Source organism: Micromonospora sp. IBHARD004, assembly GCF_052814115.1.
In genome coordinates this window covers 6681051-6704681 of sequence record NZ_CP199934.1, presented here as the reverse complement: position 1 = coordinate 6704681, position 23631 = coordinate 6681051, and the positions used below count along the sequence as shown (strand labels likewise).

21 protein-coding genes are annotated in these 23631 nt (G+C 73.9%); 9 read left to right on the top strand and 12 right to left on the bottom strand.

Features of this window, described 5'->3' with window-relative positions:
• Nucleotides 1–226: 226 nt before the first annotated feature.
• From ACTWO6_RS32570 to ACTWO6_RS32535, 8 genes are all read right to left on the bottom strand, one after another.
• Nucleotides 227–1273 carry a glycoside hydrolase family 26 protein gene (locus tag ACTWO6_RS32570; protein WP_446217478.1) on the bottom strand — a complete coding sequence of 349 codons (1047 nt, stop codon included), beginning with the start codon at nucleotides 1271–1273 and terminating at the stop codon, nucleotides 227–229.
• A 135-nt stretch (nucleotides 1274–1408) separates the two neighbouring features.
• Entirely contained in the window at nucleotides 1409–2341 is a 933-nt protein-coding gene (locus ACTWO6_RS32565) for a sulfotransferase family protein (RefSeq protein ID WP_446217477.1), read from the bottom strand.
• Between the two features lie 28 nt (nucleotides 2342–2369).
• Nucleotides 2370–3995, bottom strand: coding sequence for a lipopolysaccharide biosynthesis protein (locus tag ACTWO6_RS32560; protein ID WP_446217476.1), 1626 nt, complete (start codon nucleotides 3993–3995; stop codon nucleotides 2370–2372).
• The gene (locus ACTWO6_RS32555; protein ID WP_446217475.1) at nucleotides 3962–4825 is read right to left on the bottom strand and encodes a sulfotransferase domain-containing protein; all 864 of its coding nucleotides are present in this window, start codon (nucleotides 4823–4825) and stop codon (nucleotides 3962–3964) included. Before ACTWO6_RS32555 ends, ACTWO6_RS32560 begins: the two co-directional genes overlap by 34 nt.
• A 17-nt stretch (nucleotides 4826–4842) precedes the next feature.
• Nucleotides 4843–6054, bottom strand: coding sequence for a hypothetical protein (locus tag ACTWO6_RS32550; protein ID WP_446217474.1), 1212 nt, complete (start codon nucleotides 6052–6054; stop codon nucleotides 4843–4845).
• Nucleotides 6054–7541 carry an O-antigen ligase family protein gene (locus ACTWO6_RS32545; RefSeq protein ID WP_446217473.1) on the bottom strand — a complete coding sequence of 496 codons (1488 nt, stop codon included), beginning with the start codon at nucleotides 7539–7541 and terminating at the stop codon, nucleotides 6054–6056. Before ACTWO6_RS32545 ends, ACTWO6_RS32550 begins: the two co-directional genes overlap by 1 nt.
• Entirely contained in the window at nucleotides 7538–8539 is a 1002-nt protein-coding gene (locus ACTWO6_RS32540; protein ID WP_446217472.1) for a DUF3048 domain-containing protein, read from the bottom strand. Before ACTWO6_RS32540 ends, ACTWO6_RS32545 begins: the two co-directional genes overlap by 4 nt.
• A complete protein-coding gene (locus ACTWO6_RS32535; RefSeq protein ID WP_446217471.1) occupies nucleotides 8536–10338 on the bottom strand; it encodes a Wzz/FepE/Etk N-terminal domain-containing protein in 1803 nt (600 codons plus the stop codon). The genes ACTWO6_RS32540 and ACTWO6_RS32535 overlap by 4 nt, the downstream gene beginning before the upstream one ends.
• Nucleotides 10339–10836: 498 nt before the next feature.
• Between ACTWO6_RS32535 and ACTWO6_RS32530 the strand changes: the two genes are divergently transcribed.
• The 4 genes from ACTWO6_RS32530 (at nucleotide 10837) to ACTWO6_RS32515 (ending at nucleotide 13948) form a co-directional block, all read left to right on the top strand.
• Nucleotides 10837–11313 carry a UDP-N-acetylglucosamine--LPS N-acetylglucosamine transferase gene (locus tag ACTWO6_RS32530; protein WP_446217470.1) on the top strand — a complete coding sequence of 159 codons (477 nt, stop codon included), beginning with the start codon at nucleotides 10837–10839 and terminating at the stop codon, nucleotides 11311–11313.
• Nucleotides 11310–11891 (top strand): glycosyltransferase, encoded by a 582-nt coding sequence (locus ACTWO6_RS32525; RefSeq protein WP_446217469.1) that lies wholly within the window; start codon nucleotides 11310–11312, stop codon nucleotides 11889–11891. The genes ACTWO6_RS32530 and ACTWO6_RS32525 overlap by 4 nt, the downstream gene beginning before the upstream one ends.
• Entirely contained in the window at nucleotides 11888–12919 is a 1032-nt protein-coding gene (locus ACTWO6_RS32520) for a sulfotransferase family protein (RefSeq protein ID WP_446217468.1), read from the top strand. Before ACTWO6_RS32525 ends, ACTWO6_RS32520 begins: the two co-directional genes overlap by 4 nt.
• 111 nt (nucleotides 12920–13030) lie before the next feature.
• Nucleotides 13031–13948, top strand: coding sequence for a glycosyltransferase family 2 protein (locus ACTWO6_RS32515; RefSeq protein WP_446217467.1), 918 nt, complete (start codon nucleotides 13031–13033; stop codon nucleotides 13946–13948).
• A gap of 59 nt (nucleotides 13949–14007) precedes the next feature.
• Here ACTWO6_RS32515 and ACTWO6_RS32510 read toward each other — a convergent pair whose 3' ends face one another.
• Entirely contained in the window at nucleotides 14008–15495 is a 1488-nt protein-coding gene (locus ACTWO6_RS32510; protein WP_446217466.1) for a hypothetical protein, read from the bottom strand.
• A 101-nt stretch (nucleotides 15496–15596) separates the two neighbouring features.
• A complete protein-coding gene (locus ACTWO6_RS32505) occupies nucleotides 15597–16466 on the bottom strand; it encodes a 3'(2'),5'-bisphosphate nucleotidase CysQ (RefSeq protein ID WP_446217465.1) in 870 nt (289 codons plus the stop codon).
• 207 nt (nucleotides 16467–16673) lie between these two features.
• On the opposite strand from ACTWO6_RS32505, the gene ACTWO6_RS32500 reads away from it, so the two are divergent.
• Both ACTWO6_RS32500 and corA read left to right on the top strand, forming a co-directional pair.
• The gene (locus ACTWO6_RS32500; RefSeq protein WP_446217464.1) at nucleotides 16674–17768 is read left to right on the top strand and encodes an aminotransferase-like domain-containing protein; all 1095 of its coding nucleotides are present in this window, start codon (nucleotides 16674–16676) and stop codon (nucleotides 17766–17768) included.
• A 422-nt stretch (nucleotides 17769–18190) separates the two neighbouring features.
• Nucleotides 18191–19339 (top strand): magnesium/cobalt transporter CorA, encoded by a 1149-nt coding sequence (gene corA / locus ACTWO6_RS32495; RefSeq protein ID WP_446217463.1) that lies wholly within the window; start codon nucleotides 18191–18193, stop codon nucleotides 19337–19339.
• Between the two features lie 91 nt (nucleotides 19340–19430).
• Here corA and ACTWO6_RS32490 read toward each other — a convergent pair whose 3' ends face one another.
• Nucleotides 19431–20237, bottom strand: a complete 807-nt coding sequence (locus ACTWO6_RS32490) for a hypothetical protein (RefSeq protein WP_446217462.1) — start codon at nucleotides 20235–20237, stop codon at nucleotides 19431–19433.
• A gap of 84 nt (nucleotides 20238–20321) precedes the next feature.
• On the opposite strand from ACTWO6_RS32490, the gene ACTWO6_RS32485 reads away from it, so the two are divergent.
• Both ACTWO6_RS32485 and ACTWO6_RS32480 read left to right on the top strand, forming a co-directional pair.
• Nucleotides 20322–20852 carry a peptidylprolyl isomerase gene (locus ACTWO6_RS32485; RefSeq protein ID WP_446217461.1) on the top strand — a complete coding sequence of 177 codons (531 nt, stop codon included), beginning with the start codon at nucleotides 20322–20324 and terminating at the stop codon, nucleotides 20850–20852.
• A 25-nt stretch (nucleotides 20853–20877) separates the two neighbouring features.
• The gene (locus ACTWO6_RS32480; protein ID WP_446217460.1) at nucleotides 20878–21825 is read left to right on the top strand and encodes a rhomboid family intramembrane serine protease; all 948 of its coding nucleotides are present in this window, start codon (nucleotides 20878–20880) and stop codon (nucleotides 21823–21825) included.
• A 68-nt stretch (nucleotides 21826–21893) separates the two neighbouring features.
• On the opposite strand, the gene ACTWO6_RS32475 is transcribed toward ACTWO6_RS32480, so the two are convergent.
• Nucleotides 21894–22328, bottom strand: a complete 435-nt coding sequence (locus ACTWO6_RS32475) for a PH domain-containing protein (RefSeq protein WP_446217459.1) — start codon at nucleotides 22326–22328, stop codon at nucleotides 21894–21896.
• A gap of 117 nt (nucleotides 22329–22445) precedes the next feature.
• Here ACTWO6_RS32475 and ACTWO6_RS32470 point away from each other — a divergent pair, with 117 nt between their 5' ends.
• Nucleotides 22446–23618: a thiolase family protein gene (locus ACTWO6_RS32470; protein ID WP_089012011.1), complete on the top strand. Its 1173-nt coding sequence runs from the start codon at nucleotides 22446–22448 to the stop codon at nucleotides 23616–23618.
• The last annotated feature ends 13 nt before the right edge of the window (nucleotides 23619–23631 follow it).

Sequence of the window (23631 nt, the reverse complement as noted above, 5' to 3'; positions counted from 1 at the left end):
ACGAGGAAGGCACAGGCAACTCCGGAGGCGCGTCGGAGAGCTGTGATCGGGGCCGGGAATCGGAACGGCGTGAGGCGTCCGACCGGGAGGGCCGATCACAGACGTGAAAGCAACACCTTCTCGCATGGAGGTGCGCCGCGTCCACCCGGGACCGTGATATTGGCCGAGCAATTCGCCGGGTCGGCCCGCCGAGCCAGTGCGGATCACACGAAAAGACGAGGGACGATCACCGGGCCGGAGTCGGCGGCGGCCCCGACGAGGCGCTCAGGTCCGGCGGCGGCGGGGAGAAGTACGGGTCGGTGGCCATTTCACGGAACACCTCCGCGCTCTCCGGGTCGCTGCCGAACGTGCTGTCGTACAACGGCTTGGTGGTCTGCTTCGCGGCGAAGTAGAGCGCGGCCTTGATCTGCGGGTGCTTCTTCAGGTACGGGCGGACCTCGCGCAGCCAGTCGGCCCGCTGACCGGGCCGGCCCTCCTGGGTCAGGCCGTACTCGCCGATCACCACCGGCCGGGGGTGCTTCTGGGCGAAGGCCATGAAGTGGTCCATCCGGTTGCTGAAGCTGGCCCACTCCGGGCCGGGATAGACGTCGGCGCAGAGCCAGTCCACCTGGTCGTCACCGGGGTAGTACGCCTCGGCCGCCCGCTCGTCCTCGGCGAAGCCGTCCGCGTGCGGGCACCACACCCAGGCCGCGTTGGTGGCGCCGACCTCGGTGAAGATGCCCCGGATGTGCTTCCAGGCGGCGACGTAGTCCTCCGGCGAGTGGATGCTGGCGGCCAGGTTGGGCCGGTCCATCTCCCACCGGTACCGCAGCAGCACCGGCAGCCCGAACGCCTTCACATCCTCGGCCCGCTGCCGGATCAGCGAGTCGTAGGTGCCGCTGACCGTCGACCGGGTGTCCGTACCCTGCCAGGAGATCATCTGGAGCTTCCCCATGGCCTGGAAGGCCTGCTCCGTCGCGCCCGGGAACGACTCGTTCCACTGGTGGAACATGTGCGCCATGGTGAGCTTCCCGCCGGCGGCCCGGTTGAACTCGTCGAGCGCGGCGGCCCGACCGGTGGCGTTGTGCCACTGCGGCTTGACCCAGGCGCCGACCCAGGCGCCCTGCTCCGGCGGCTCGGGCCCCCGCCCGGTGGTCCGCACCGGGCCCGTCCGTGGCTCCACCGTGGGCGGTGGCGCCACCGTCGTCGCCCGCCCCGCCGGCCGTCCGGCCGGCTCCGACTCGCAGGCCGCCACCACCGGCGCGAGGCAGGCCAGGGCGAGCACGGCCGCCATCGTCCGTCGTAGTCGTCGTACCACCGCAACCTCTCCCCAGGAAGGTCGCCAGCCCCACGGATCCCCCGGGGGCTCCGCGTCAGCGGAGCCCGGGGCGGCCGGGCGACCTCACGCACTCTACCGGCGCGACCGCGCTCACCCGGGGTAGCCGAGTTCGCTGAGCAGCGGCTCGGCCTGGGCGCGGACGTCGGCCAGCTCGGTCTCGTCGAGCCGGGCCCGCCAGCGGCCGACCGATCCCGGCCGGGCCTGGCCGAACCGGGCGTGCAGGGCCTGCCGCCCCGCGGGGTCACCGACCTCGAGGAAGTCGGCGACCACCTCGGCGGCCTCCGCCGGCCGGGTGACGATGTCCTCGTAGCGCAGGTGACGTACCCGCTCGGCGGGCAGCTCGGCGAGCTGCGCCAGCGCGCTGCCGGTGAACCGGCGCCACATCCACGCCGAGCGGGCCAGGTCGGAGACCTTCGTGAACTCCTCGCGCCGCTCCGGCTCCACCCAGAACCGGGGGGCCGCGCCCCACGGGGTGCCGCCCCGGCCGCTCCTGCCGGTGCCGGTGGAGGAGGCGTTCAGCCAGGGCTGCTCGGCGTGCGACACCGCCACGTCCCGGCCGTCCCGGTAGACGTGCAGGAAGACCGCGTCCGGGAAGACCTCGGTCAGGAACGGCACGATGAAGCAGTTCTCCGGGTCCTTCTCGGCGAACCGCAGGCCGCCGTGCCCGGAGGCGGCGAGCAGCGCCCCGTAGTAGCCGCGGAAGTAGCGGGCCGCCCGCTGCGGGGTCCAGCTGCCCTCGTACACGCAGCGGGCCACCGCCTTGGTCAGCCGCGGCTCGAAGTGGTACGAGACGTCCGGCAGCGCCCCGACGCAGCTGCCCAGGAACGTGGTGCCGGAGCGCGGCGCGCCGAGGATGAAGATCGGCCGCTCCACCTTGAGGCTCAGCTTCCGGCCGGCGGCGGGCACCGGCCGCTCCAGCTCCCGGCGTTCCTTCCGGTCCGCCACCAGACCGACGGCGGCGAGTTTCGCGGCCTTCACGGCGGAGAGGCCGGTGTGCGGGGCGAGGGGCGTGCTGCTGGTCATCGGTGTCCCATCGGTACGCAGGGGCAGGTCACGACTGTGCGGCCGGCGCCGGGCCGGAGCGGTTCCGGCCACGGCGCAGCGCGCGGAGCGCGTCGAGGTGCAGGGCGGTCCGCCAGCGCCAGGCGCCGGCCAGGTACGCCCCCGCGCCGACCGCCGCCACCAGGGCGAGCAGCGGGGCCGAGGCGCCGAGCAGGCTGGCCAGCCCGAGCGGCAGCCCGAACGCGGCGGTGGCCAGGGCCATCGCGGTGCGGGTGCCGCGCCCGAACGGGTGCAGCCGCAGCGACCACCAGAGCTGGGCCAGCGGCACCAGGTTGGTGACCAGGATGGACGCGGTCCAGGCCAGGGCGGCGCCGACGATGCCGTACACCGGGATGAGCGCGACGTTGGTGAGCACGTTGACCGCGGTGCCGGCCATCGCGTTGTAGAAGGTCCAGGCGGTCCGCCCGGCCATGTTGAGCACCATGTCGACCATGCCGCAGCCGGTCGCCACCAGCATGGTCAGCGCGAGCAGCACCACCACCCGGCGGCCCGCGCCGTAGCCGGCGCCGAAGAGCGCCAGCATCGGCCCGGCGAAGGCGGCGAAGACCAGGTACGCCGGCCAGGAGAGCAGCACCAGCCAACCGGTCGCGGCCTGGTAGAGCTGCCGGGCCTCGGCCCGGTCGTCCCGGGCGAAGGCGGCGGCCATCCGGTGCTGCACCGAGCCGGCCAGCGCCACGCTGGAGAGCTGCCCCAGCGCGAGGAACCGGGTCGCGGCGGTGTAGACCGCCGCGTCCGCCGGCCCGCGCAACGCGCTGAGCAGCACGATGTCCAGCCGCTGCACGATGATGGCGGCCAGGCTGCTCAGCCCCCGGGGCCCGGTGAACCGCCAGAACGGTCCGGCCAGCTCGCCCGCCGGCACCGGCCGGGCCACCTGGCGTTCGGCCCGCCGGACCAGCCGGCCGAGCCAGGCCAGCGCGACGGCGGCGGCCAGCAGGTAGGGCACCGCCCAGGCCAGCGGCAGCGCGCTGGTGGCGGAGAGGCCGAGCCAGGCGGCCACGGCAACCGCGACGAACTGGACCAGCGTCCGGCCGAGCCGCTCCACGGTCAGCAGCGGACGCATCTGCCCGAAGCCCCGGCAGGCGGCGAGCGCGTAGTCGGTGAGCGCCGCCAGCGGCACGAAGGCGAGCAGGATGCGCAGCGCGGTCACCGCGCCCGGCCCGGCCTCCGGCATGGTCAGCTCGGCGAGCGCCGGGGCGGCCAGCCAGCCGACCAGGGCGAGCAGCGCCCCGACAACCAGCACCGGCACCAGCCCGACCAGCACCGTGCCGCGGATCCGGTCGCGCTGGTCGAGGGTCCGGTACCGGCTGACGAAGTAGACCGTCCCCACGTCGGTGCCGAGCCGGGCCGCCGACGACGCGATCATGAACGCGCTGGCGGCGGCGAAGAACATGCCGGCCTCGCGGACCGACCAGCCCCGGGTGATGACGATGTTCAGCCCGAAGCCGGCCACCGCGGCGATGCCGACCCCGACCAGGTTGGCGAAGCCCTGCCGGGCCGCGCCACCCAGGCCCGCGCCGGCCGCCGTGGCCGGGCCGGCGACCGGAGCGGTCACCGCCGGGCCGTCACCGGCGTCCGTCCGGGTCACCGCCGCCACGACGGCACGCGTCCCCACCACGTGGCCAGCCGCTCGTCGTACGGGGCGAAGTGCTCCTCCAGCCGGGCCCGCAGCTCCGCCGACATCGGCGAACGGGACCGCGAGTTGTGCTTGCCGAAGGAGATCTCCGCCCAGCGGGGCAGACCGATGAAGTCACAGACCGCGTCGAACGCCGGTCGCGGGTCGGCGAAGAAGTCGTCGCTGTCGATGACGTGCAGCCGCTCCCGGCCGACCAGCGACTCCAGCCGTTCCAGCTGCTCGATGTACCGGCCCCGGGCCAGGTACGCGTTGTGCTGGAGGTGGTGGCTCAGGTACGTCGGGTCGGCGGTCATCCGCTCCCGCTCGCCGGCGGTCCGCTCCTCCTCCAGCTCCAGCGCCCGCTCGAACGACGACTCGGTCTCGTAGCCCCGGGCCAGCTCGTGCGAGTGCGCCGAGTACGCCCGCTCCACCGGGTCGCGCAGCAGCACCAGCAGCCGCACCCCGGGCAGGTCCTTCGCGATCCGCGCGCCGGCCAGCGGGTGGAACATGTAGAACGGGCTCGACTCGCCGGTGATCCCGCGTACCCCGAGCTGCTCCCGGACCGCCTCCGCCTTCGCGGTGGTGGGGAAGTGCCCGAGGTACCAGTTCATCCCCCGGTGGTAGTCGGTGTCGAAGTAGTGCACGCCCTTGTGGTACGCCGGCGCCAGCACTGCCGGGTGCTGGGAGAGCGTCTTGAACAGCGAGGTGGTGCCGCAGCGCTGCGCTCCCACGATCAGGAATCCGGGCGTCATCCGGGATCCGGCGGTCAACCGACCGACCGTCCGGCTCACCGTCCGCACCGCACGGAGCGCCTGCTCCTTAGCCACCGTCACGTCCCCACTCCTCCCTCTCACCGGGCCCGGCGGGCCAGGTGCTCCTCGACGGCCGGCAGCAGCCAGGCGTCGACGTGCCCCAGCCGCGCACCCGCCTCCGCCTGCCGGTCCCGCAGATAGCGCGCCGCCAGCTCCACCAGGTAGAGCACGGCGACCAGGTCGGCGTCCCGCCCGTCCTGGTCGAACGGCGCCAGCGTCCCCGCCGCGCCGGTGATCAGCGCCCGGGCGGCGTCCGGCGGCTCCACGCCGTCGTGCCCGATGGCGGTCTGCACCGCCCGGTGCAACGCGTCGTAGCCCGCCGGCACGTCTGACTCGAACCGCTCCCAGTCCCAGACCAGCACCCGGCCGTCGGCGAGGACGGCGCTGTTGCCGCCGTTCCAGTCGCCGTGCCAGGCGCCGAAGGCCACCATCGGGTCGGCGTCCGCGACGATCTTCAGCACCGCGCGCAGCCGCCCGGCCTCCGGCCGCGCGCCGAGCGCGTCGACCGCGTCGGCCAGCCGCGCCGCGTGCTCACTGCCCGCGTACGACCGGCGGCGTACGCCCAGGCAGCCGGCGACCGCCACCATCGCCGCCCGCTCGGCCGCCTCGGCGGTGGCCGGCGTGGCCCGGGGCAGTCGCACCGGCAGGGCCTCCTGCACCAGCAGCGCGTGGCCGTGCCACTCGCCGTGGTGCAGCACCCCGGCCACGGTCACCGGGCCGAGCGGCAGGTCGGCCAGCCGGCGCAGCGCCGCGGCCTCCACGTCGATCAGGGTCCGGGTGAGCGGGTCGACGCCCAGCTTGGCGTACCCGAGCGCCCGCCCGTCCGGGCCGAGCAGCTGGAGCACCGGCTTGCGGTTGGCCCGCGCCGGTCCGATGTGCATGCTGACCATCGACCGGGCGCCGAGCACGTCGGCCAGGTGTGCGTCGAGCGTGCCGGCGGCGGACCGCACCACCAGCCGGTCGCGGAACACCAGCGGCCCCAGCCCGAGCCGGAACGCGGTGGCCAGCCCCTGCCGGACCAGCTTCGCCTTCCGGCCGACCGCCTCGGTGGAGTGCCGGACGGCGCTCGCCGCGGCCCGGGGGGACCCGGTGGGCACCAGCAGTCGCGGCCGGGCCGCCGACGGCACCACCACCCAGCCCCGGCCGCCCCGATGCAGCGTCGGCTCGGCCGGCCCGGGCCAGATCAGCTCCGCCAGTTCGGCCAGGTACGCGGACCGGCCGTCGCCGTCCGCGGGAACTCGCAACACCATCAGCGGTCACCGGCTGCTTCGATTCGGGCCCGCAGCCCGCCCACGGTGCTCCTGGGCGGCGCCGGCGCGACGGCCCGGCGCAGCCGGTCGTTGCGGGCGAGCAGGGCGACCGAGATCAGGCCGTAGGCGAGGGTGGCTTCCAGTGCCCCGTAGGTGAACTGGAAGAAGAGCATCAGGATCATCACCAAACTGCCGGCGATGCCGATCGCGCTGTGGTCGTGCCGGAACCGCCAGAGGCAGTAGAGGAAGAATGCGTTGTAGCAGAACGCGCCGACGTACCCCTGGCCGACCAGCAGGGCCCAGAGCTGGCCGTTGCTGCCCAGCTCCCGGTTGCCGCACTGCTTGCAGTCGTCGGACTTGCCGATGGCGATCGACCGGTTGCTGCCGATCAGCGCCCGGTTGCCGCCGTACCCGAGGACGGGCGAGTGGTTCGCGGCGGCGATCGCGCCCTCGGAGAGGGTGGTCCGGATGTCGTCGCTGTGCCCGTTCTGCAGGCGTTCGTCGAAGGTCCGCCCGAGCGGGGTGGAGATGATCAGGACACCGATCAACCCGACCGCGAGGGCCAGCCCGCCGAGCACCGCCATCCGGCCGCGCAGCGCCAGCCGGATCGCCACGTAGACCGCGGAGATGCCCAGGCCGATCCAGAGGCCCCGGTTGAGCGAGTAGACGATCGGGAAGACCGCCGCCAGCGCGATCGCGATGCCGAGCACCCGGCGTACCGGTCGGCCCAGCACCACCCAGCCGACCAGCAGCCAGATCAGCAGGATCGCGGTGTTCTCGCCCCACGAGTTGGTGTACTCGAAGGGCGCGGAGGGGCGCGGTGAGCTGGCCTCCCCCACCAGCACCTGCTGGACCTGGGCGAACTCCACGTTCATCAGCGAGGCGACGAAGGGCTGGCTGGCGATGGAGTGCGGCAGCACGAAGTGCAGCGGCGCGGTGAAGCTGAAGGTGGGGAAGAGCGAGCCGAGGTACCCGCCGATCACGACGACGACGGCCATGAAGCCGAAGAGCCGGACCACCCGCCGCTGGGGCAGCTCCCGCTCGCGCAGGTTGAGCACGTAGAGCATGACCACGGTCATGGCCAGGAAGTTGGCCAGCCGGATGCCCCAGCCGATGTAGCGGCCGCCGCCCGACGCGGGGAGCGTGTTCGGCGCGGTGAGGTCGAGCATCACCGCGGAGAGCAGCAGCCAGAGCAGCAGCACGAGCCAGAGCCCGAACCCGGGCGGCACCCGGACCGGACCGCGGCGGCGCAGCTGCACCAGCATCGGCACGGCGAAGATGACGAAGACGAACGACGACACCCCGAGCGCCCACCAGAGCGGGTAGAGCACGAAGAGCGCGCTCAACGGCCACCCCGTCGGCAGCCGCAGCGACCAGCCCCGCGGCCGGATCGGCGCCGGCGCGAGCCGGGCCACGCCGGGCTGGGGGGTGCCCCCGCCGACGGGAGCCGAGCCGCGGGCGGTGCGGTGCGGGGTGACCGTACTCATTTCACGGTGACCTTGGCGGTGGTCGGCGCGTAGATCACCCAGGCGTTGCCGGGCCGCGGGTGCAGCAGGTCGCCGCCCAGGTCGGCGATGTTGCAGACCAGCTGCTGGCCGGGCTTGCGCCAGGCGCCCTTCGCGATGGACGGGCCGGAGGCCGCGACGACCGTGCCCTCGCCGAAGACGTTCGCCGAGGGCAGCGAGCGCGGCGACGGGTTCCGGACGTCCAGCGTCCGGTACTCCATGGTCAGCACGATCACCGACGCGGCGGTGACCGTCGTGGTGCCCACCTTGCCGACCCAGAGGGATTTCTGCTCGTCGTACCGCCAGACCATCGGCGGCCCGCCGGAGACCGTGACGGTCAGCTCCCGGGCCGGGGCGAGGTCCCGCGTGGCCAGCGCGGCGCCGCCGGTCGCGTAGTCGAGGACCGGCGTGGGCGGCTGGCCGCCCTTCGGCGCGGCCTTCCAGAGCGCGGCGGTGGAGGTGTAGTCGGAGCTGAAGACCTTGTCGCCGTCGTCGGCCGGGGTGACCCCGGCGAGCCCGGACTTCTCGAACTGGGTGAGGAAGCCGGTCGGGCCACCGTCGTAACCGACGAAGGGCCGCAGCACGCCGACGGACCTGATGTCGACCGGGCGGATCTCGGTGACCGGGCCGACCTTGGCGGCGTCCCGGGACTGGAACACCGCCGTCAGGTGCAGCGAGTCGGACTCGGCGAACTCGACGTACACCAGGTCGGCCGAGCCCAGGCCGGCCGGCGCGGTCGACGGGGTGACCCGGATCGGCACGGCGACCGCCTGCCGGGTGGCCACCGGCGCGGCGCTGACCGGCAGCCCGGTCAGCGGGGCCGGCGGCTGGCTCGGGGTCGGGCTCGGGGCTGGCGTCGCCGCCGCCCCCGGGTCGACCACGTCGGCGCTGCCGCCGGGCTGGGGTTCGCTGCACGCCGTGCCGAAGCCGACCACGAGGGCCGGGGCGAGGGCGGCGCGGAGCATCTGCCGGCGGTTCACCCCAGGTCCTCGCCGGAGTCGAGGGCGTAGCTGCTCCGGGCCGGGCCGTCGGTGCCCGCGCCGTCACCCCGCGACCGGTAGGTGCTGCCGTGCCCGCTGCCGGTCACCGGCATCTGACCGGCCGGCTTGGCCGACCCGGACGCGCCGCCCGAGGCACCCGTCGCGGACGGCTTCATCCGGGGCAGCACCATGGTCGACTCCACCGACGGCGAGCCGGCGGACGGGCCGGGGCCCGGCCGCGGCTTGGGCCGGTTGGCCGGGACCGGCGGCTTGGTCGCCGTGGCGCCGGCGGCCGGGGCGGGCAGCCGTGGGGCGAGCACGGCGCCGATCACCGGGGCGTCGACCTGCTCGAACTGGCGCAGCGCGGCGGTCAGCTCGCCGCTGCGGGTGCGACCCGCCTCGGCCACCATGATCACCGCGTCGACGTGCCGGCCCAGCGCCTGCGCCTCGACCGCGAGGGTGGGCTGGGCGGTCTCGATCAGCACGTGGTCGAAGCGGGCGGCCAGCTCACTGAGGATCTCCAGCAGCGCGGCCACCGGCAGCTCGACGTCCGCGTCGAGGTCACCGGGGACCAGCACCCGCAACTGGCCCAGCCCGGGGACCGGGGCCAGCGCCTTCAGCGCCGGGACGTCCCGGCGGAGCACCGCGGCCAGGCTGTGCCGGCCCTCGGCGACCCCGGTGATGGCGGTCAGGGCCGAGTCCGGCTTGGTGGTCACCAGGGCGACCTGCTGGCCGGTACGGGCGTACGCGGCGGCCAGGTTCGCGGCGACGAACCCGGCGGCCGTGCCGGCCGAGCCGTCGCAGAGCAGGAGCTGACGCCCCCGGCCGGGCTGGGCCGGCTCGGGCACCGCGGAGAGCAGCACGTTGCGCAGCCGGCCCAGCTCCCGGGAGATCTTGTGGGTCGCCGGCAGCACCGCCAGCGCCGAGGTGCGCGGCGGCAGCTCCAGCAGCAGCGGCAACCCGACCCGGTCGGAGATGTCCCGGCCCCGGCGCACCCGGGTGTCGAGCCGGTCCAGCACCAGCGCCAGCACGATGCCGAGCAGGAGGCCGGCGCCCATGCCGCTGGCCAGGTTCAGCGTCCGGTTCGGCGAGCTGGGGGTGTCGGGCAGCCGGGCGTCGGAGATGATCTCGCCCGGGTCGGTGTCGGCGGAGAGCAGTGGGCTGAGCCGGTTGTTCAGTGAGGCGAGCTGGTTGGTCAGCACGCTCCGGTCGGCCTCGGCCCGCTCCCGCTCGACCGAGTTGGCTGGCGCCGCCGCGATCCGCCCGGCGACCGTGCCGAGCTGCTTTGTCACGTCCGCGATCTGCTGCTTCAGCGAGGTGGTCTCGTTGTCCAGCCCCTTCTGGGCGGTGGCCTTGCGCAGGTCCAGGTACGCCTGCGCGAAGGCGTGCGACCCGGCCTGGGCCTGGGTGGGGCTGTCCGCCTCGTACGCCACCTGGAGGACCTGGCTGTTCGGCGGCACGGTGACCGTCGCCGACTGGAGCAGCTGGTCGGCCGGGGTGGTGCTCTTCATCAGCGTGCGGGCCCGGTCGGCGACGACGAGCGAGCGGACCACCTGCGCCTCGGTGTCGAGGTTCACCTTGGCGTTCGGGTTGTTGTCCGAGCCGGTTCCCAGCGGGCGCACCAGCAGCGAGGTGGTCGACGTGTACCGCGCGTGCTGGAGCTGGCTCACCGCCAGGCCGCCGGCCGTGCCGAGGACCGCCGCGAGGAGCAGGATCCACCAGCGGCGGCGGAGCCAGCCCAGGTAGGCCATCAGGACGGGCCCGTCGGAATCGCTCTCGGCCAGGTGGGGTGAGGGCATCAGAGTCTGTCGCTCCCTTTCGACCGAGCCGGGCAGTCCACGGCGCAGCTGGACCGGACCGTGGCTTTGAGTGTCCCCGATCCGAACGATGAGGGAAAGTCCGCTCACGTTCCGGTAAGCATGCCCAGGTGTAGGTGGCCCGCGTAGATGTGGCCGACCCTGCCTGACCATTCGGCGGGTCCCGCGCTCCCCGCCGGTCCGCACCGGTCGCGGCGTCCACGTCGACGCCTCCCCCGGAGCGGGTGACGGAATCCTGACACACTCCCGGCGGGTCGTGGTGCGGTGGCCCCGGACCACGCCTGACCTCGCCCGCGGCCCCGCCCATCGCCGGTCCCGGGCTCCGGGCGGGTGGGTCCGCCGGACGCGGGCCGACCGGCGGCGCCGGATCGGTCCAACGGCCACTTCAGTTGTGCACCCCCGCGCCGATAGGTTGTCATGGCGCGTCCGGGGGTCATTCGCGAAAAAACGGGGCGCGACGGCACTGGACGGGGAGGAACGTTGGTAGGCGGGTCAACCGAGGGCGCGGGTCAGGTCCTGCTCGTCGGGTCCAGCGGCGGGCATCTCGCCCAGCTGCTGGCCCTGGAGCCGTGGTACCGGGACCGGCGTCGCGCCTGGGTCACCTTCGACACCCCGGACGCCCGGTCGCTGCTCGACGGCGAGGACGTCGTCTGGGCCCATCACCCGACCACCCGCAACGTGCGGAACCTGGTCCGCAACGCCTTCCTGGCGCTGCGCGTGATGCGCCGACGGCCCGTCGACGCGGTGGTCACCACGGGCGCCGGGGTGGCCCTGCCGTTCGTCGTCGCGGCCCGGCTGCGGCGCATCCCGACCGTCTACATCGAGGTGTACGACCGGATCGACAGCGCGACGCTGACCGCCCGGCTCTGCCGCCCCTTCCTCTCCGCGATGCTCGTCCAGTGGGAGGAGCAGCGCCGGATGTACCCGGAGGCGACCGTCGTGGGGAACCTGCTGTGACCGCCCACATCCCGCTGCCGCGCGACGGCCGCGCGGCACCGTACGTGCTGGCCGTGGTGGGCACCGACGTGCACCGCTTCGACCGGCTGGTCGAGTGGCTGGAGCGCTGGCACGGCGACCATGCCGAGGTCCGGCTCGTCCTCCAGTACGGTCACAGCCGCGCCCCGCGACTGCCCGACGCCGCGCCGTTCCTCGACCACGAGGCGCTCCAGCGCGCGATGGCCGAGGCCACCCTCGTGGTGAGCCACGGCGGCCCGGCCACCATCACCGAGGCGCGCCGCACCGGTCACCTGCCGATCGTGGTGCCCCGCGATCCGACCCACGACGAGCACGTGGACAACCACCAGCAGCTCTTCGCGCGCCGACTCGGCGCGGCCGGCCTGGTCCGGCTCTGCGAGTCCGAGGCCGAGCTGGTCGCTGCCCTCGACGAGGGAATGACCGACCCGTCCCGCTTTGTGCTGGCGGCGGACCCGGACCGGCCGGACCCGCGCGCCGAGGCCGTGGCCCGGGTCGGCCGGGTCGTCGACGACCTGGTGGCGCGGCGGGTCCGCCAGCGCACCGGCGGGCGGCGTCGGTGAACGGGGACGGGACGGCGGCCGACCTGCCCCGGGTGCTCTTCGTCGGCGGCCTCGGCCGCAGCGGCTCCACCCTGCTGGAGCTCCTCCTCGCCCAGAGCCCGGACGTCTGCGCGGTGGGCGAGGTGGTCCACCTGTGGGAGCGGGCGCTCGGCGCCGACGAGCGGTGTGGCTGCGGCGAACGCTTCACCGCCTGCCCGTTCTGGCGGCAGGTCGGCGAGCGCGCCTTCGGCGGCTGGTCGGCCGTCGACCGGGACGACGTGCTGGCGCTCAAGGACCGGGTCGACCGGACCCGGCACATTCCCCGGCTGGCCAAGGGCTCGCTCGCCCCGGCGGAGCTCGCCGACGTCCGCCGGTACGCGGACCTCTACACCCGCATCTACCGGGCGGCGACCGAGGTGACCGGCGCCCGGGTGGTGGTGGACTCCAGCAAGCACGCCTCGCTGGCGTTCGCGCTGCGCTGGGCCGAGGGGCTCGACCTGCGGGTGCTGCACCTGGTCCGGGACAGCCGCGCGGTGGCGTACTCCTGGGGCAAGCAGGTGCGCCGCCCCGAGGTGGTCGACGGCGAGGACTTCATGCCGACGTTCTCGCCGTTCGAGGTGAGCAAGCTGTGGACCGCGCAGAACGCCGCGTTCCACCTGCTCGCCGCCCGGGCCTCGGTGCTCCGGCTGCGCTACGAGGACTTCACCGCCGACCCGGCCGGCACCGTACGCCGGCTCCGCGCGTTCGCCGGGCTGCCGGACGACCCGGCGGCGCTGCGCATCCTCACTGGCGACGACTCCCGCTCGGCGGCTCTGGCGCCGCGCGGCGACCTGGAGCCGTCGCCGGCGGCGTCGCCTGTCCGGGTGCACAGCGTTGCCGGCAACCCGCTGCGGTTCAGCGGCGGCCCGCTCCAGGTGCGCCGGGACGAGGCCTGGCGCACCCGGCTGCCCCGCCGCAGCCGGGCCGTGGTCAGCCTGGCCACCCTGCCCTTCCGAGCCCGCTACGGCTATCTGGGCCAGCGGGGATCCGATTCAGCGGAGAAGTCGTGAGCGCGAGGAGCGAGCCGGGTCTGCGAGCCCCGCAGTCGCGAACAGAGGAGACCTCGTGAGCGCGAGGAGCGAGCCGGGTCTGCGAGCCCCGCAGTCGCGAACAGAGGAGAAGTGGTGACCGGTCCGAGCATTTCCGTCGTCGTGCCGACGCGGGACCGTCCGGAGCTGCTGCGTGCGGCGCTCGACGCGATCCTCAGCCAGGCGCACCCGGGTCTGATCGAGGCCGTGGTGGTCTACGACCAGTCCGAGCCGGACCGATCGCTGGAGACCGACCGGGGTGACCGTCGGGTGCGGGTCATCACCAACACCCGGACGCCCGGGCTGGCCGGGGCGCGGAACACCGGGATCGAGGCGGCCACCGGCGACCTGGTCGCGTTCTGCGACGACGACGACGAGTGGCTGCCGGGGAAGCTCGCCGCCCAGCTCGGCGCGCTCGACGTCCACCCGGACGGGGCGCTGGTGAGCTGCGGCATCCGGGTCAGCTACGACGACCGGACGGTGGACCGGTCGCTGGACCGGTCCCGGGTGTCGCTGGAGGCGCTGCTGCGCGACCGGCTCACCGAGCTGCACCCGTCGACGTTCCTGATCCGCCGGGCCGCGCTGCTCGACGGGATCGGCCTGGTCGACGAGCAGATCCCGGGCAGCTACGCGGAGGACTACGAGTTCCTGCTCCGGGCCGCCCGGTACGCCCCGCTGGTCAACGTGGACAGCCCGTACGTGCTGGTCCGGTGGCACAAGCGGTCGTACTTCGCGCAGCGGTGGGAGACCATCTCGACGGCGTTGCAGTGGCTGCTGCGGCGCTACCCCGAGTTCGCCACGGTGCCGCACGGCGAGGCCCGGGTGGCCGGCCAGATCGCCTTCGCGCAGGCCGCGATGGGCAACCGGCTGGACGCCGTCCGGTGGGCGCGGCGCACCCTGGCCCGCAACCCGAAGGAGCCGCGCGCCTACCTGGCGCTGGCGGTGGCGACCCGAGCGGTGCACGCCGACCGGGTGCTGCGCACGCTGCACAAGCGGGGCCGGGGCATCTGAGCGGACGCGACGGGCGGGTGACCATCCGGTCACCCGCCCGTCCTTTCGTCCGAGTCAGGTCAGGCCACGCAGAACGACCGCCAGGCCTGGATGCTCGGGGTGTCCTGCAGACGGAAGTCGCCCTGGCTGACCACCTGGTTGTAGTACGCCACGAACTCCGGTCGCTGGCCGTTGAGGTAGCTGGCCATCGAGCGGATCCACGTCGCCCGGCCGGTGCCGGCGTCGCCGGGCACCAGGTCGCTGCCGGTCTCCGCCACGCCCCAGGGCTTGCCCAGCCCCCGGGACTTGCTGATCATGCGGCCGTAGATCTCCTGCGGGGACGCGTACCGCTTCCACTTGGCGCCCCAGTTGTAGCAGTCCCAGCCGAGCGTCTCGACCAGGTCGCCGCCGGGGTAGAAGGCGTCGAAGTTCCGCCCGGACTTCGGGTCGAGCGTCCAGCACATCAGGATGACCGTGTTGATGAGCTTCGGGTTGTCCGCCCGGTTTGCCAGGCCCGCGATCCGGCGCCAGGCCGTCTTGTAGGCGGCCGGCGTGAAGGCGCCCCGCTCGACGTCGTCCTCCGGCTCGTGAAAGTACGACCAGTACACGTTGTGGTCGCGGGGGATCGAGGCGAACCAGGACGCCAGCCGGGAGTCGTACTTGCCGCTGTTGACCTCCTGGGGGGAGGCCTTGAAGGAGACCACCACGGTCCGGTCGACGACGTCGGCCCGACTGCCGTTCCAGGCAGGTGGGAGGCCGGGGTAGAAGACCCGGGCCATCCGCAGCTTGCCGAAGGTCTGGTCGGAGCGGGCCAGTGCCTGGCCGAACGTCTCCCCACTCTGTACCGCGATCGACGCGCCGGGCAGGGTCAGCCGGGTGCCGGCGAAGGCCGGGCCGCGACCGGCGGAGGCCGAGGTGGACGGCGAGGCACTGGCTGGCCGGCCGCCGAGCCCGGCCACCCCGCTCGGGGTGGCCGACGGCGCGGCCGTCCCCGGGGCGGGCGCCCCGGTCGGCGCGAAGTTCGGTTGGGTCGGGCCGGCCTGCGGCGCCTTCCGGTCGGGCTCGCGCAGCGTCGCCACGGCCACGCCGCCGCTCAACAACGCGAGGGCCACGGCCGCCGCGACGGCCAGTCGCCAGCGGCGTCGGGGGCCGCCGGGCGGGGCGGGGGGCGGCGCCGCACCGGGCCACCGCTGGTCCGGGCCGCCCGCCACCGGCGGGGCGGATCCGGGGTCGCCCGGCCACGGCTGGTCCGCGGCGGGACCCGCCGGCGGGTACCCAGTCTCCGCCCACCGCGGCTCCTGGCCGGCGGGATCCGGGTAGCCGGTGTCCGGGTGCCCGGTGTCCGGCCACGCCTGCTCCGGGCGGACGTCCGTGGCGACCGGGCCGGTCGGCCCCCCGGCACCGGGCCAGGGCAGCGCCGACCGGGCGGCGTCCGGCCGCGCCGGGGCGCCGGCCGCCGGCCACGGCAGGGCCGGGTCGCCCTGCTGGCGTGGGATGCCCTGGCCCGGCCAGAGGCCGGTGGGCTGCGACGATCCGACGACGCTGTGCTGGTCTCGCTCGGCCGGCATGACCCTCCCTGGCTGGCGGCGGCCCGTCACGGGGCGGTAGGTCGGAGCTGATTCCCGCCCGACACTATCTCCCGTCACCTGGGCCATGGGTAGCGTGACACTCAGCCGAACGCCTCACCGGTACTGGCGGTGACGGTCGAAGCGGGCATCTCGACCCCGGTGCGCGCGATCGCGTCGAGCAGCCGTCCGGCGAGTTCGGGCCGGCAGACCAGCAGATCGGGCAGGCGCGGGTCGGCCCGGTTGTAGCGCAGCGGGGAGCCGTCGATCCGGGACGCGTGCATCCCGGCGCCGAGCGCCACGGCGACCGGGGCGGCGGAGTCCCACTCGTACTGGCCGCCCGCGTGGACGTACGCGTCGACCTCGCCGGTCACCACGGCGCAGACCTTGACCCCGGCGGAGCCCATCGGCACGGCGCGGGCGTCGAGCAGGTCGACCAGTTCACCGACGAAGGCCGGCGGGCGGCTGCGGCTCACCGCGATGCGCAGCGGCCCGTCCACCGCCGGCGGGGTGGGACACCCGGTGCCGAGGATCAGCGGCCCACCGTCCAGGGTGGTCCGCGCCGGCATGCCGACCGCCCCGGCGGCCAGCCCGCCGTCCGGGCCCGCCGACCGCTGCCAGAGGGCGACGTGCACCGCCCAGTCGGTCCGGCCGGCCTCGGAGAACTCGCGGGTGCCGTCCAGCGGGTCGATGATCCAGACCCGGTCGGCGGCGAGTCGGGCCGGGCCCTCCCCGGCGGTCCAGGCCCGTCGGGCGTCGGCCTCCTCCTCGGAGAGCACCGCGTCCGCGGGCCGCCACCGGGCCAGCGCGGTCGTCATCAGCTCGTGCGAGGCCCGGTCACCGGCGTCCTTGAGGGCGGCCGGGTCCGCGAAGCCGTGCTCGGCCCGCAGGGCGGTCAGCGCCGCGCCCGCCCGCCCGGCCAGCCACTCCGCGAAGGCCTGGTCGTCGAGCTGACCGGTTCCGTCCTGGATCACGCGTTCCACCACCTCGTCCTGGTCCGACAGCGACCTGCAATCCTCCGGTCGCCCTGCGGTCGGAGGCCAGCGTACGGTCCGATGGGCGACAGCACGCGAGCCGGTTTCGGATCTTCGATGGCCCAGGTGGACGGATCGACCGCCCGCATGTTGAACTTCGCGTGTATGCCGGCCGGACCGGCCGGAGCAGGCCCTAGGCTCGTGCGCATGACCGCCGAGCAGCTGATCTCCTTCGCCCGTGGCGCTCCCTCACTGGACATCGTCGATGTCGAGGGGCTCAAGGCCGCCGCCGTCCGCGCCTTCGACGCCGACCCCGCCGGGATCACGGCGTACGGCACCTCCGTCGGCTACCCGCCCCTCCGCAAGTGGATCGCGGAGAAGCACGGGGTCGAGGCCGACCAGGTGCTGATCACCAACGGCTCGCTCCAGGCCGACGCCTTTCTCTTCGACCACCTGGTCCGGCGGGGCGACACGGTGGTCGTCGAGCGTCCCACGTACGACCGGACGCTGCTCAACCTGCAGAAGATGGGTGGCGAGATCCACGGGGTGACGGTTCAGCCGGACGGCCTGGACACCGCCGAGCTGCGCAAGCTGCTGGAGTCGGGGGTGCGGCCGCGGCTCGCGCACGTCATCCCGAACTACCAGAACCCGGCCGGCGTCACCCTCTCCCTGGACAAGCGCCGCGAACTGCTCGAGCTGGCGGCCGAGTACGAGTTCACGATCTTCGAGGACGACCCGTACGCGGACATCCGGTTCCGGGGCGAGCCGCTGCCGTCGATGCTCTCGATGGACACCCGCGGCGTGGTGGTGCACGCCTCCAGCTTCACCAAGACGGTCTGCCCGGGCGTCCGCGTCGGCTACCTGGTCGGCCCGGCGGAGCTGATCGCCGCCATCGCGAAGAGGGCCACCAGCCTCTACATCTCGCCCGGCATGGTCTCCGAGGCGATCGTGCACCAGTTCTGTGTCTCGGGGGACATCGAGCGCTCGATCGAGAAGGTGTCGACCGCGCTCGGCGAGCGGGCCCGGGTGCTCGCCGAGTCGCTGCGCCGGCACATCCCGGAGGCCCGGTTCGTGGAGCCGGACGGCGGCTACTTCCTCTGGGTGGAGCTGCCGGAGGACGTCGAGGTGGACCGGCTGGCGCCGGCCGCGGCCGAGCGGGGCGTGGCGGTGGTGAAGGGGAGCGACTTCATGCTCGACGGTGGCCGGCACGCGCTGCGGCTGGCCTTCTCCGCGGTGACCGCGGACCGGATCGACGAGGGTGTCCGCCGGCTGGCGGAGGCGATGGAGGCCGTTCGCGGCTGATTTTCTGTCGGGTTCCCGACAGTTGAACGATCCCGGCCGGCTCGGGTCTCGCCCTGGGCCGGCCGGCGGCCCACAATGCTGCGAGCGTCGTTCACCTTTTCGGTGGTCGGTCCGACGTCCGGGAAGCGGCACCTCCGCCCCGCGCCCGGACCGCCGACGCGCGCAGCACAACTCCCGCCCCCGAGGTGCCGGGTGGGCCGTGTCGCCCCTCACCCCCCTGACGCGGCCGGCCCACCCGGCGCCCCACCCGACGCCGGTCGATGACGCGGGCGCCCGGAAACCGGACGGAAGGCGGGTCCGACCGTGAGCTGGGTCGCAGTCCGTCGGGCCCGGCCCGTGTGGGCGGGCCTCCGCTCCCGCTGCGGATCGCCACCGGCGGCGTAACCTGCAAGCCGCAGCAGCACCGGTGGGAGGGGGCGAGGATGACCGATCGGATCGAGCGCGGCCGACCGGCGGCGCAGAAGGGCGGCCCGGGGCTCCGGCCGCGCGCCTGGGCCGCGCCGGTACGCGCCATGACCCGCATCCTCAACGCCGACGGCTCTCCCCGTACCGCCGAGCCGGCCGGACCCGGCCGCAGCGGGATCGTGGACTGCGGCCTCTACGTCGACGGCGAGCGTCAGCCCGGCGAGTGGAACTACGCCGACGCGCTGGCGGCGGCCCGCCGGGAGCGGCACGGGTTCGTCTGGCTGGGGCTGCACGAGCCCGGACTGGACGAGATGACCGCCATCGCCGCCACCTTCGGTCTGCACGAGCTGGCCGTCGAGGACGCGGTCAAGGCCCAGCAGCGCCCCAAGCTGGAGCGCTTCGGCGAGGTCGCCTTCCTGGTCGTCCGGACCGCCCGCTACTGCGAGCACACGGAGCTGACCGAGAACTCCGAGGTGGTCGAGACCGGTCAGGTGATGCTCTTCATCGGGCCGAACTTCCTGATCAGCGTCCGGCACGGCGACGCCTGCCGGCTCGCCCCGGTCCGGGCCGACCTGGAGGCGAAGCGGGACCTGCTGCTGCACGGGCCGTGGGCGGTCGCCTACGCGATCACCGACCGGGTGGTGGACCTCTACCTGGAGGTGGCCGACCAGCTCGAGGACGATCTGGACGTGCTGGAGGCGGACGTCTTCGACCGGCAGGGCACCGGGCGGATCCAGCGGATCTACCAGATGAAGCGGGAGCTGGTGGAGTTCAAGCGGGCGGTGATGCCGTTGCAGCGTCCGCTGCTCACCCTCACCTCGCAGGTCAACCGGGAGGTGCCGCAGGAGGTGCGGCGCTACTTCCGGGACGTCCAGGACCACCTCAGCCGCACCGTCGAGCAGGTCAACTCCTACGACGACCTGCTCAACTCGATCCTCCAGGCGCGGCTGGCCCAGGTCACCGTCGACCAGAACAACGACATGCGCAAGATCGCCGCGTGGGCCGCGATAGGCGCGGTGTGGACCGCGATCGCCGGCATCTACGGCATGAACTTCAAGTACATGCCCGAGCTGGGGTGGACGTACGGCTATCCGGGCGTCTGGGCCCTGATGCTGGCGGCGTCGTTCACGCTGTACCGCCTGTTCCGCCGCAACGGCTGGCTCTGACCGGCCGGCGGCCCCATCCGGCGGCCCGGCATACGGAAGCGCCGGCCACGCGGGCTGAACCCGCGCGCCGGCGCTTTCCGTGACCCCGCGGTCAGCGGCGACCGCTGGCCTTGGCGGTGTTCTTCCCGTTGTTCATGGCCTTGGTGACGTCGTCGGCCGGGCGGCCGGAGACGTCCCGGGCGCCCTCGGCGACAGAGGGAACCTTGTCGGTCGGCTGGATCACCGGCGGGGGGCCGGGGGTGGTGGTGGAGGTGCTCTCGCCCTCCGCCACCGCCGAGCTGCCGGCGCCCGTCGTCGAGGCGTCGGTCACCTTGGCGCTGGCATCCGGCGTCTCCACCACGATGGTGTCCACGTCCTCCCGCATCGGGTCCAGCTTGCCGGCCGGGTCGTACTCGGCCCACTCCTGCTGCTCCCGCCGACGGCGCATGGCCATCGCGCCGGCCAGACCGGCGACGGTGCCGGCGGCCAGCAGGCCGGTCATCATCCCGCCCCGGGACTTCTTCTGCTTCTTCTTCGCGGCCTTCATGTTCTTCGCCTTCACCTTCTTGCTCACCACGGCCTGTCTGGCGGCGGCGGCCTTCCTACCGGCGACTGCCTTCCCCGCCGTCTCGGCCTGCGCGTTGCGCATGGCCAGGACCAGCGGCGCGAGCGCCGCGAACGTCGAGGCGACACCGCTCGATGCGCGGTCCCGCACGACAACCGCGGTGGGCGCTACGGCACCCCGGGCTGCCTGGACCCGCGGGCCGACCGTGGCGCCGGCACCCTTCGCCGCGTACGTGGCAGCCTGCCTCAGGTGACCGATGCCCTGGTTCAGCTCGGCCTTGGCCAGCTGCCCCTGGGTCTTTCGCCGCCCGATTCCAAACACGATCCCACCTCCCGGGAGTTGTTCCTTCGTCATCCTCCACCTTCGGATGCCTCCGCACTGCCAGATCGGGCACATGGGAGGATCCGCATGGAACTGACCAACGAGTGAGGAGTACCCGTGGCCGAGGCTGTCTACGCCACCTTGCACACCAACGCTGGCCCGATCCGGCTGGAGCTCTTCCCCAACCACGCGCCGAAGACCGTCCGCAACTTCGTCGACCTGGCCGAGGGCAACCGTGAGTACACCGACCCGCGCACCGGTCAGCCGGGCAGCGGGCCGTACTACGACGGCACCATCTCGCACCGCGTGATCAGCGGTTTCATGGTTCAGATGGGTGACCCGACCGGCACCGGTCGCGGTGGCCCGGGCTACACGTTCGCCGACGAGTTCCACCCGGAGCTGCGCTTCGACCGGCCGTACCTGCTGGCGATGGCGAACGCCGGGCCGGGCACCAACGGCTCGCAGTTCTTCATCACGGTCTCGCCGACGCCGCACCTGAACAACCGGCACACCATCTTCGGCCAGGTGGCCGACGAGCAGTCGGCGAAGATCGTGGACTCGATCGCGAACACTCCGACCGGGCCGAGCGACCGGCCGCTGCAGGACGTGGTCATTGAGCGCGTCGAGATCGAGCGCAAGCCGGTCTGAGCATCGCCCGGGTACCTTTGCGGGCATGACTGAGCGCTCCGGGCAGGCGGGTGACGGGACCGGCGGGTCGGTGCCGACCACCCCGGCCTGCTACCGCCACCCCGACCGGGAGACGTACGTCCGGTGCACCCGGTGTGACCGGCCGATCTGCCCGGAGTGCATGCGGGAGGCCTCGGTCGGGCACCAGTGCCCGGAGTGCGTCAACGAGGGTCGCCGCAGCGTGCGGCCGGCGCGCACCGCCTTCGGTGGCGGTGCCGCCGGCCGCCACGGCTACGTGACGAAGACCCTGATCGCGCTGAACGTGCTGGTCATGGTGCTCTCCATCGCCTCGGACCGGGGCGGGGACGCGGCGGCCGGCGGCGCCGGCTTCGGCGGCCTGATGGGCGGCGGCACCCCGCTGACCAACTGGGGCGCGGTGCTGGGGCAGGCGGTCTTCCCGGACGGCACGATCGGCGGCATCGCCGAGGGGCAGTGGTACCGGCTGGTCACCGCGATGTTCCTGCACTACGGCGTGGTGCACCTGCTGCTCAACATGTGGGCGCTCTGGGTGCTCGGCCGGACGCTGGAGGCGGTGCTCGGTCCGCTGCGCTTCCTGGCGCTCTACCTGATCGCCGGGCTCGGCGGGAACGTCGCGGTCTACCTCTTCAGCGCGCCCAACAGCACCGCGGTCGGCGCGTCGACGGCCATCTTCGGCCTCTTCGCCGCGATCTTCGTGATCATGCGACGGCTGGGCCGGGACACCTCGGCGATCGTGCCGATCCTGGTGATCAACCTGATCTTCACGTTCACCGTGCCGGGCATCTCCATCGCCGGGCACCTGGGCGGGCTGGTCACCGGTGCGCTGATGGCGCTGGTCCTGGCGTACGCCCCGCGGATGCGGCGGACCGTCTTCCAGGTCGCGGGCGGCGCGATCATTTTGGTGGCGCTCCTCGGGCTGGCCCTGGTCCGCACCGGCATGCTGCTCGGCGGCTGATCCGCCGCTCAGCTCGCGGCGGCAGGGGCGCGAACGGTTCAGGACGCGCCGGCGGGGGCGCGAACGGCTCAGCGGGCGGCGGCCTGCGCCGCCCGGAGCGCCTCGGCCACCTCGGCCGGCGGGGCGTTCAGGTCGTACCGGCCGAAGAGGTGCAGTGACTCCCCCGCGTCGATCTCCAGCGTCTCCGCGGTGAGCCCACGGCGGGTACGCCGGTCCACCGTGATCGCCTCGATCTCCTGCCAGGGCAGCCGACGGTGCCCGGCGAAGCCCTGGGCCACCGTGATCCCGTCCCGGTCCGCGGCCAGTCGGACCGGCGCCACCAGGTCGCGCAGCCCCCAGCCGGCCAGCGCGGCGGCGGCCAGCCCGGCCAGCACCGGCTGGACCCGGTCGTCACCGGCGAGGAGCAGCCCGAGCCCGACCACGACGACCGCGCCGATCAGCTTCGCCACCGGCAGGATCACCGGCACCCGCCACTGGTGGACGGGGGAGGACTGTGACTGCATCGTCCCAGCATGCCAGTCCCGGGATGGTCGGCCCGGCGCCGCGGCGGGAGCCGGGGGCGGACGACCGGCCGGTGACGACGTAGGATCGGGAGCAGCCCAGGTTACCGGGGAGTAAACATGAGTGACGCGGTCATCGTCGGTGCGGTACGGACCCCGGTCGGGCGGCGCAAGGGCAGCCTCGCCGGCGTCCACCCGGTGGACCTCTCGGCGCACGTGCTGCGCGCCCTCGCCGAGCGCACCGGCATCGAGCCCGGCCAGGTCGACGACGTGGTGTGGGGCTGCGTCTCGCAGGTCGGCGAGCAGTCGTGGAACGTCGCCCGCAACGCGGTGCTCGCCGCGGGCTGGCCGGAGTCGGTGCCCGGCACCACGGTCGACCGGCAGTGCGGGTCGAGCCAGCAGGCGCTGCACTTCGCCGCCGCCACCGTCCTCTCCGGTCAGGCCGACCTGGTGGTCGCCGGTGGCGTGGAGTCGATGACCCGGGTGCCGATGGGTTCCAGCGTGGCCGGCGGAATGCCGTTCAGCGGCCAGATCCTGGAGCGCTACCGGGGTGTCGAGGGCGTCGCCCAGGACTCCCCGCTCCCGTTCAACCAGGGCGTCGGCGCCGAGCTGATCGCCGAGCGCTGGCGCTTCTCCCGGACCCAGCTCGACGAGTTCGCGCTGGCCAGCCACGAGAAGGCCGCCGCCGCGCAGGACGCGGGCGCGTTCGACCCGGAGCTGGCCCCGGTGGCGCTCGCCGACGGCGGGAAGTTCGCCGCCGACGAGGGCATCCGCCGGGACACCTCGCTGGCCAAGCTCGGCGAGCTGGCCACCCCGTTCCGGGCCGACGGCGTGGTCACCGCCGGGTCCGCGTCCCAGATCTCCGACGGCGCCGCGGCGCTCGCCGTCACCACCAGCGAGTGGGCCAGCCGGCACGGGCTGCGCCCGCTGGCCCGGGTGCACACCGCCGTGGTCGCCGCCGACGACCCGGTCGCCATGCTCACCGCCCCCATCCCGGCCACCGCGAAGGCACTGCGCCGCGCGGGGCTGGGCATCGAGGAGATCGGGGTGTACGAGGTGAACGAGGCGTTCGCCCCGGTCCCGCTTGCCTGGTTGGCGGAGACCGAGGCGGACCCGGAGCGGCTCAACCCGCGCGGCGGCGCCATCGCCCTCGGTCACCCGCTCGGCGGGTCCGGCGCCCGGATCATGACGACGATGCTCCAGCACATGCGGGACAACGGCATCCGCTACGGCCTGCAGACCATGTGCGAGGGCGGCGGCATGGCCAACGCCACCATCGTCGAGCTGCTCTGACGGGTTCCCACCA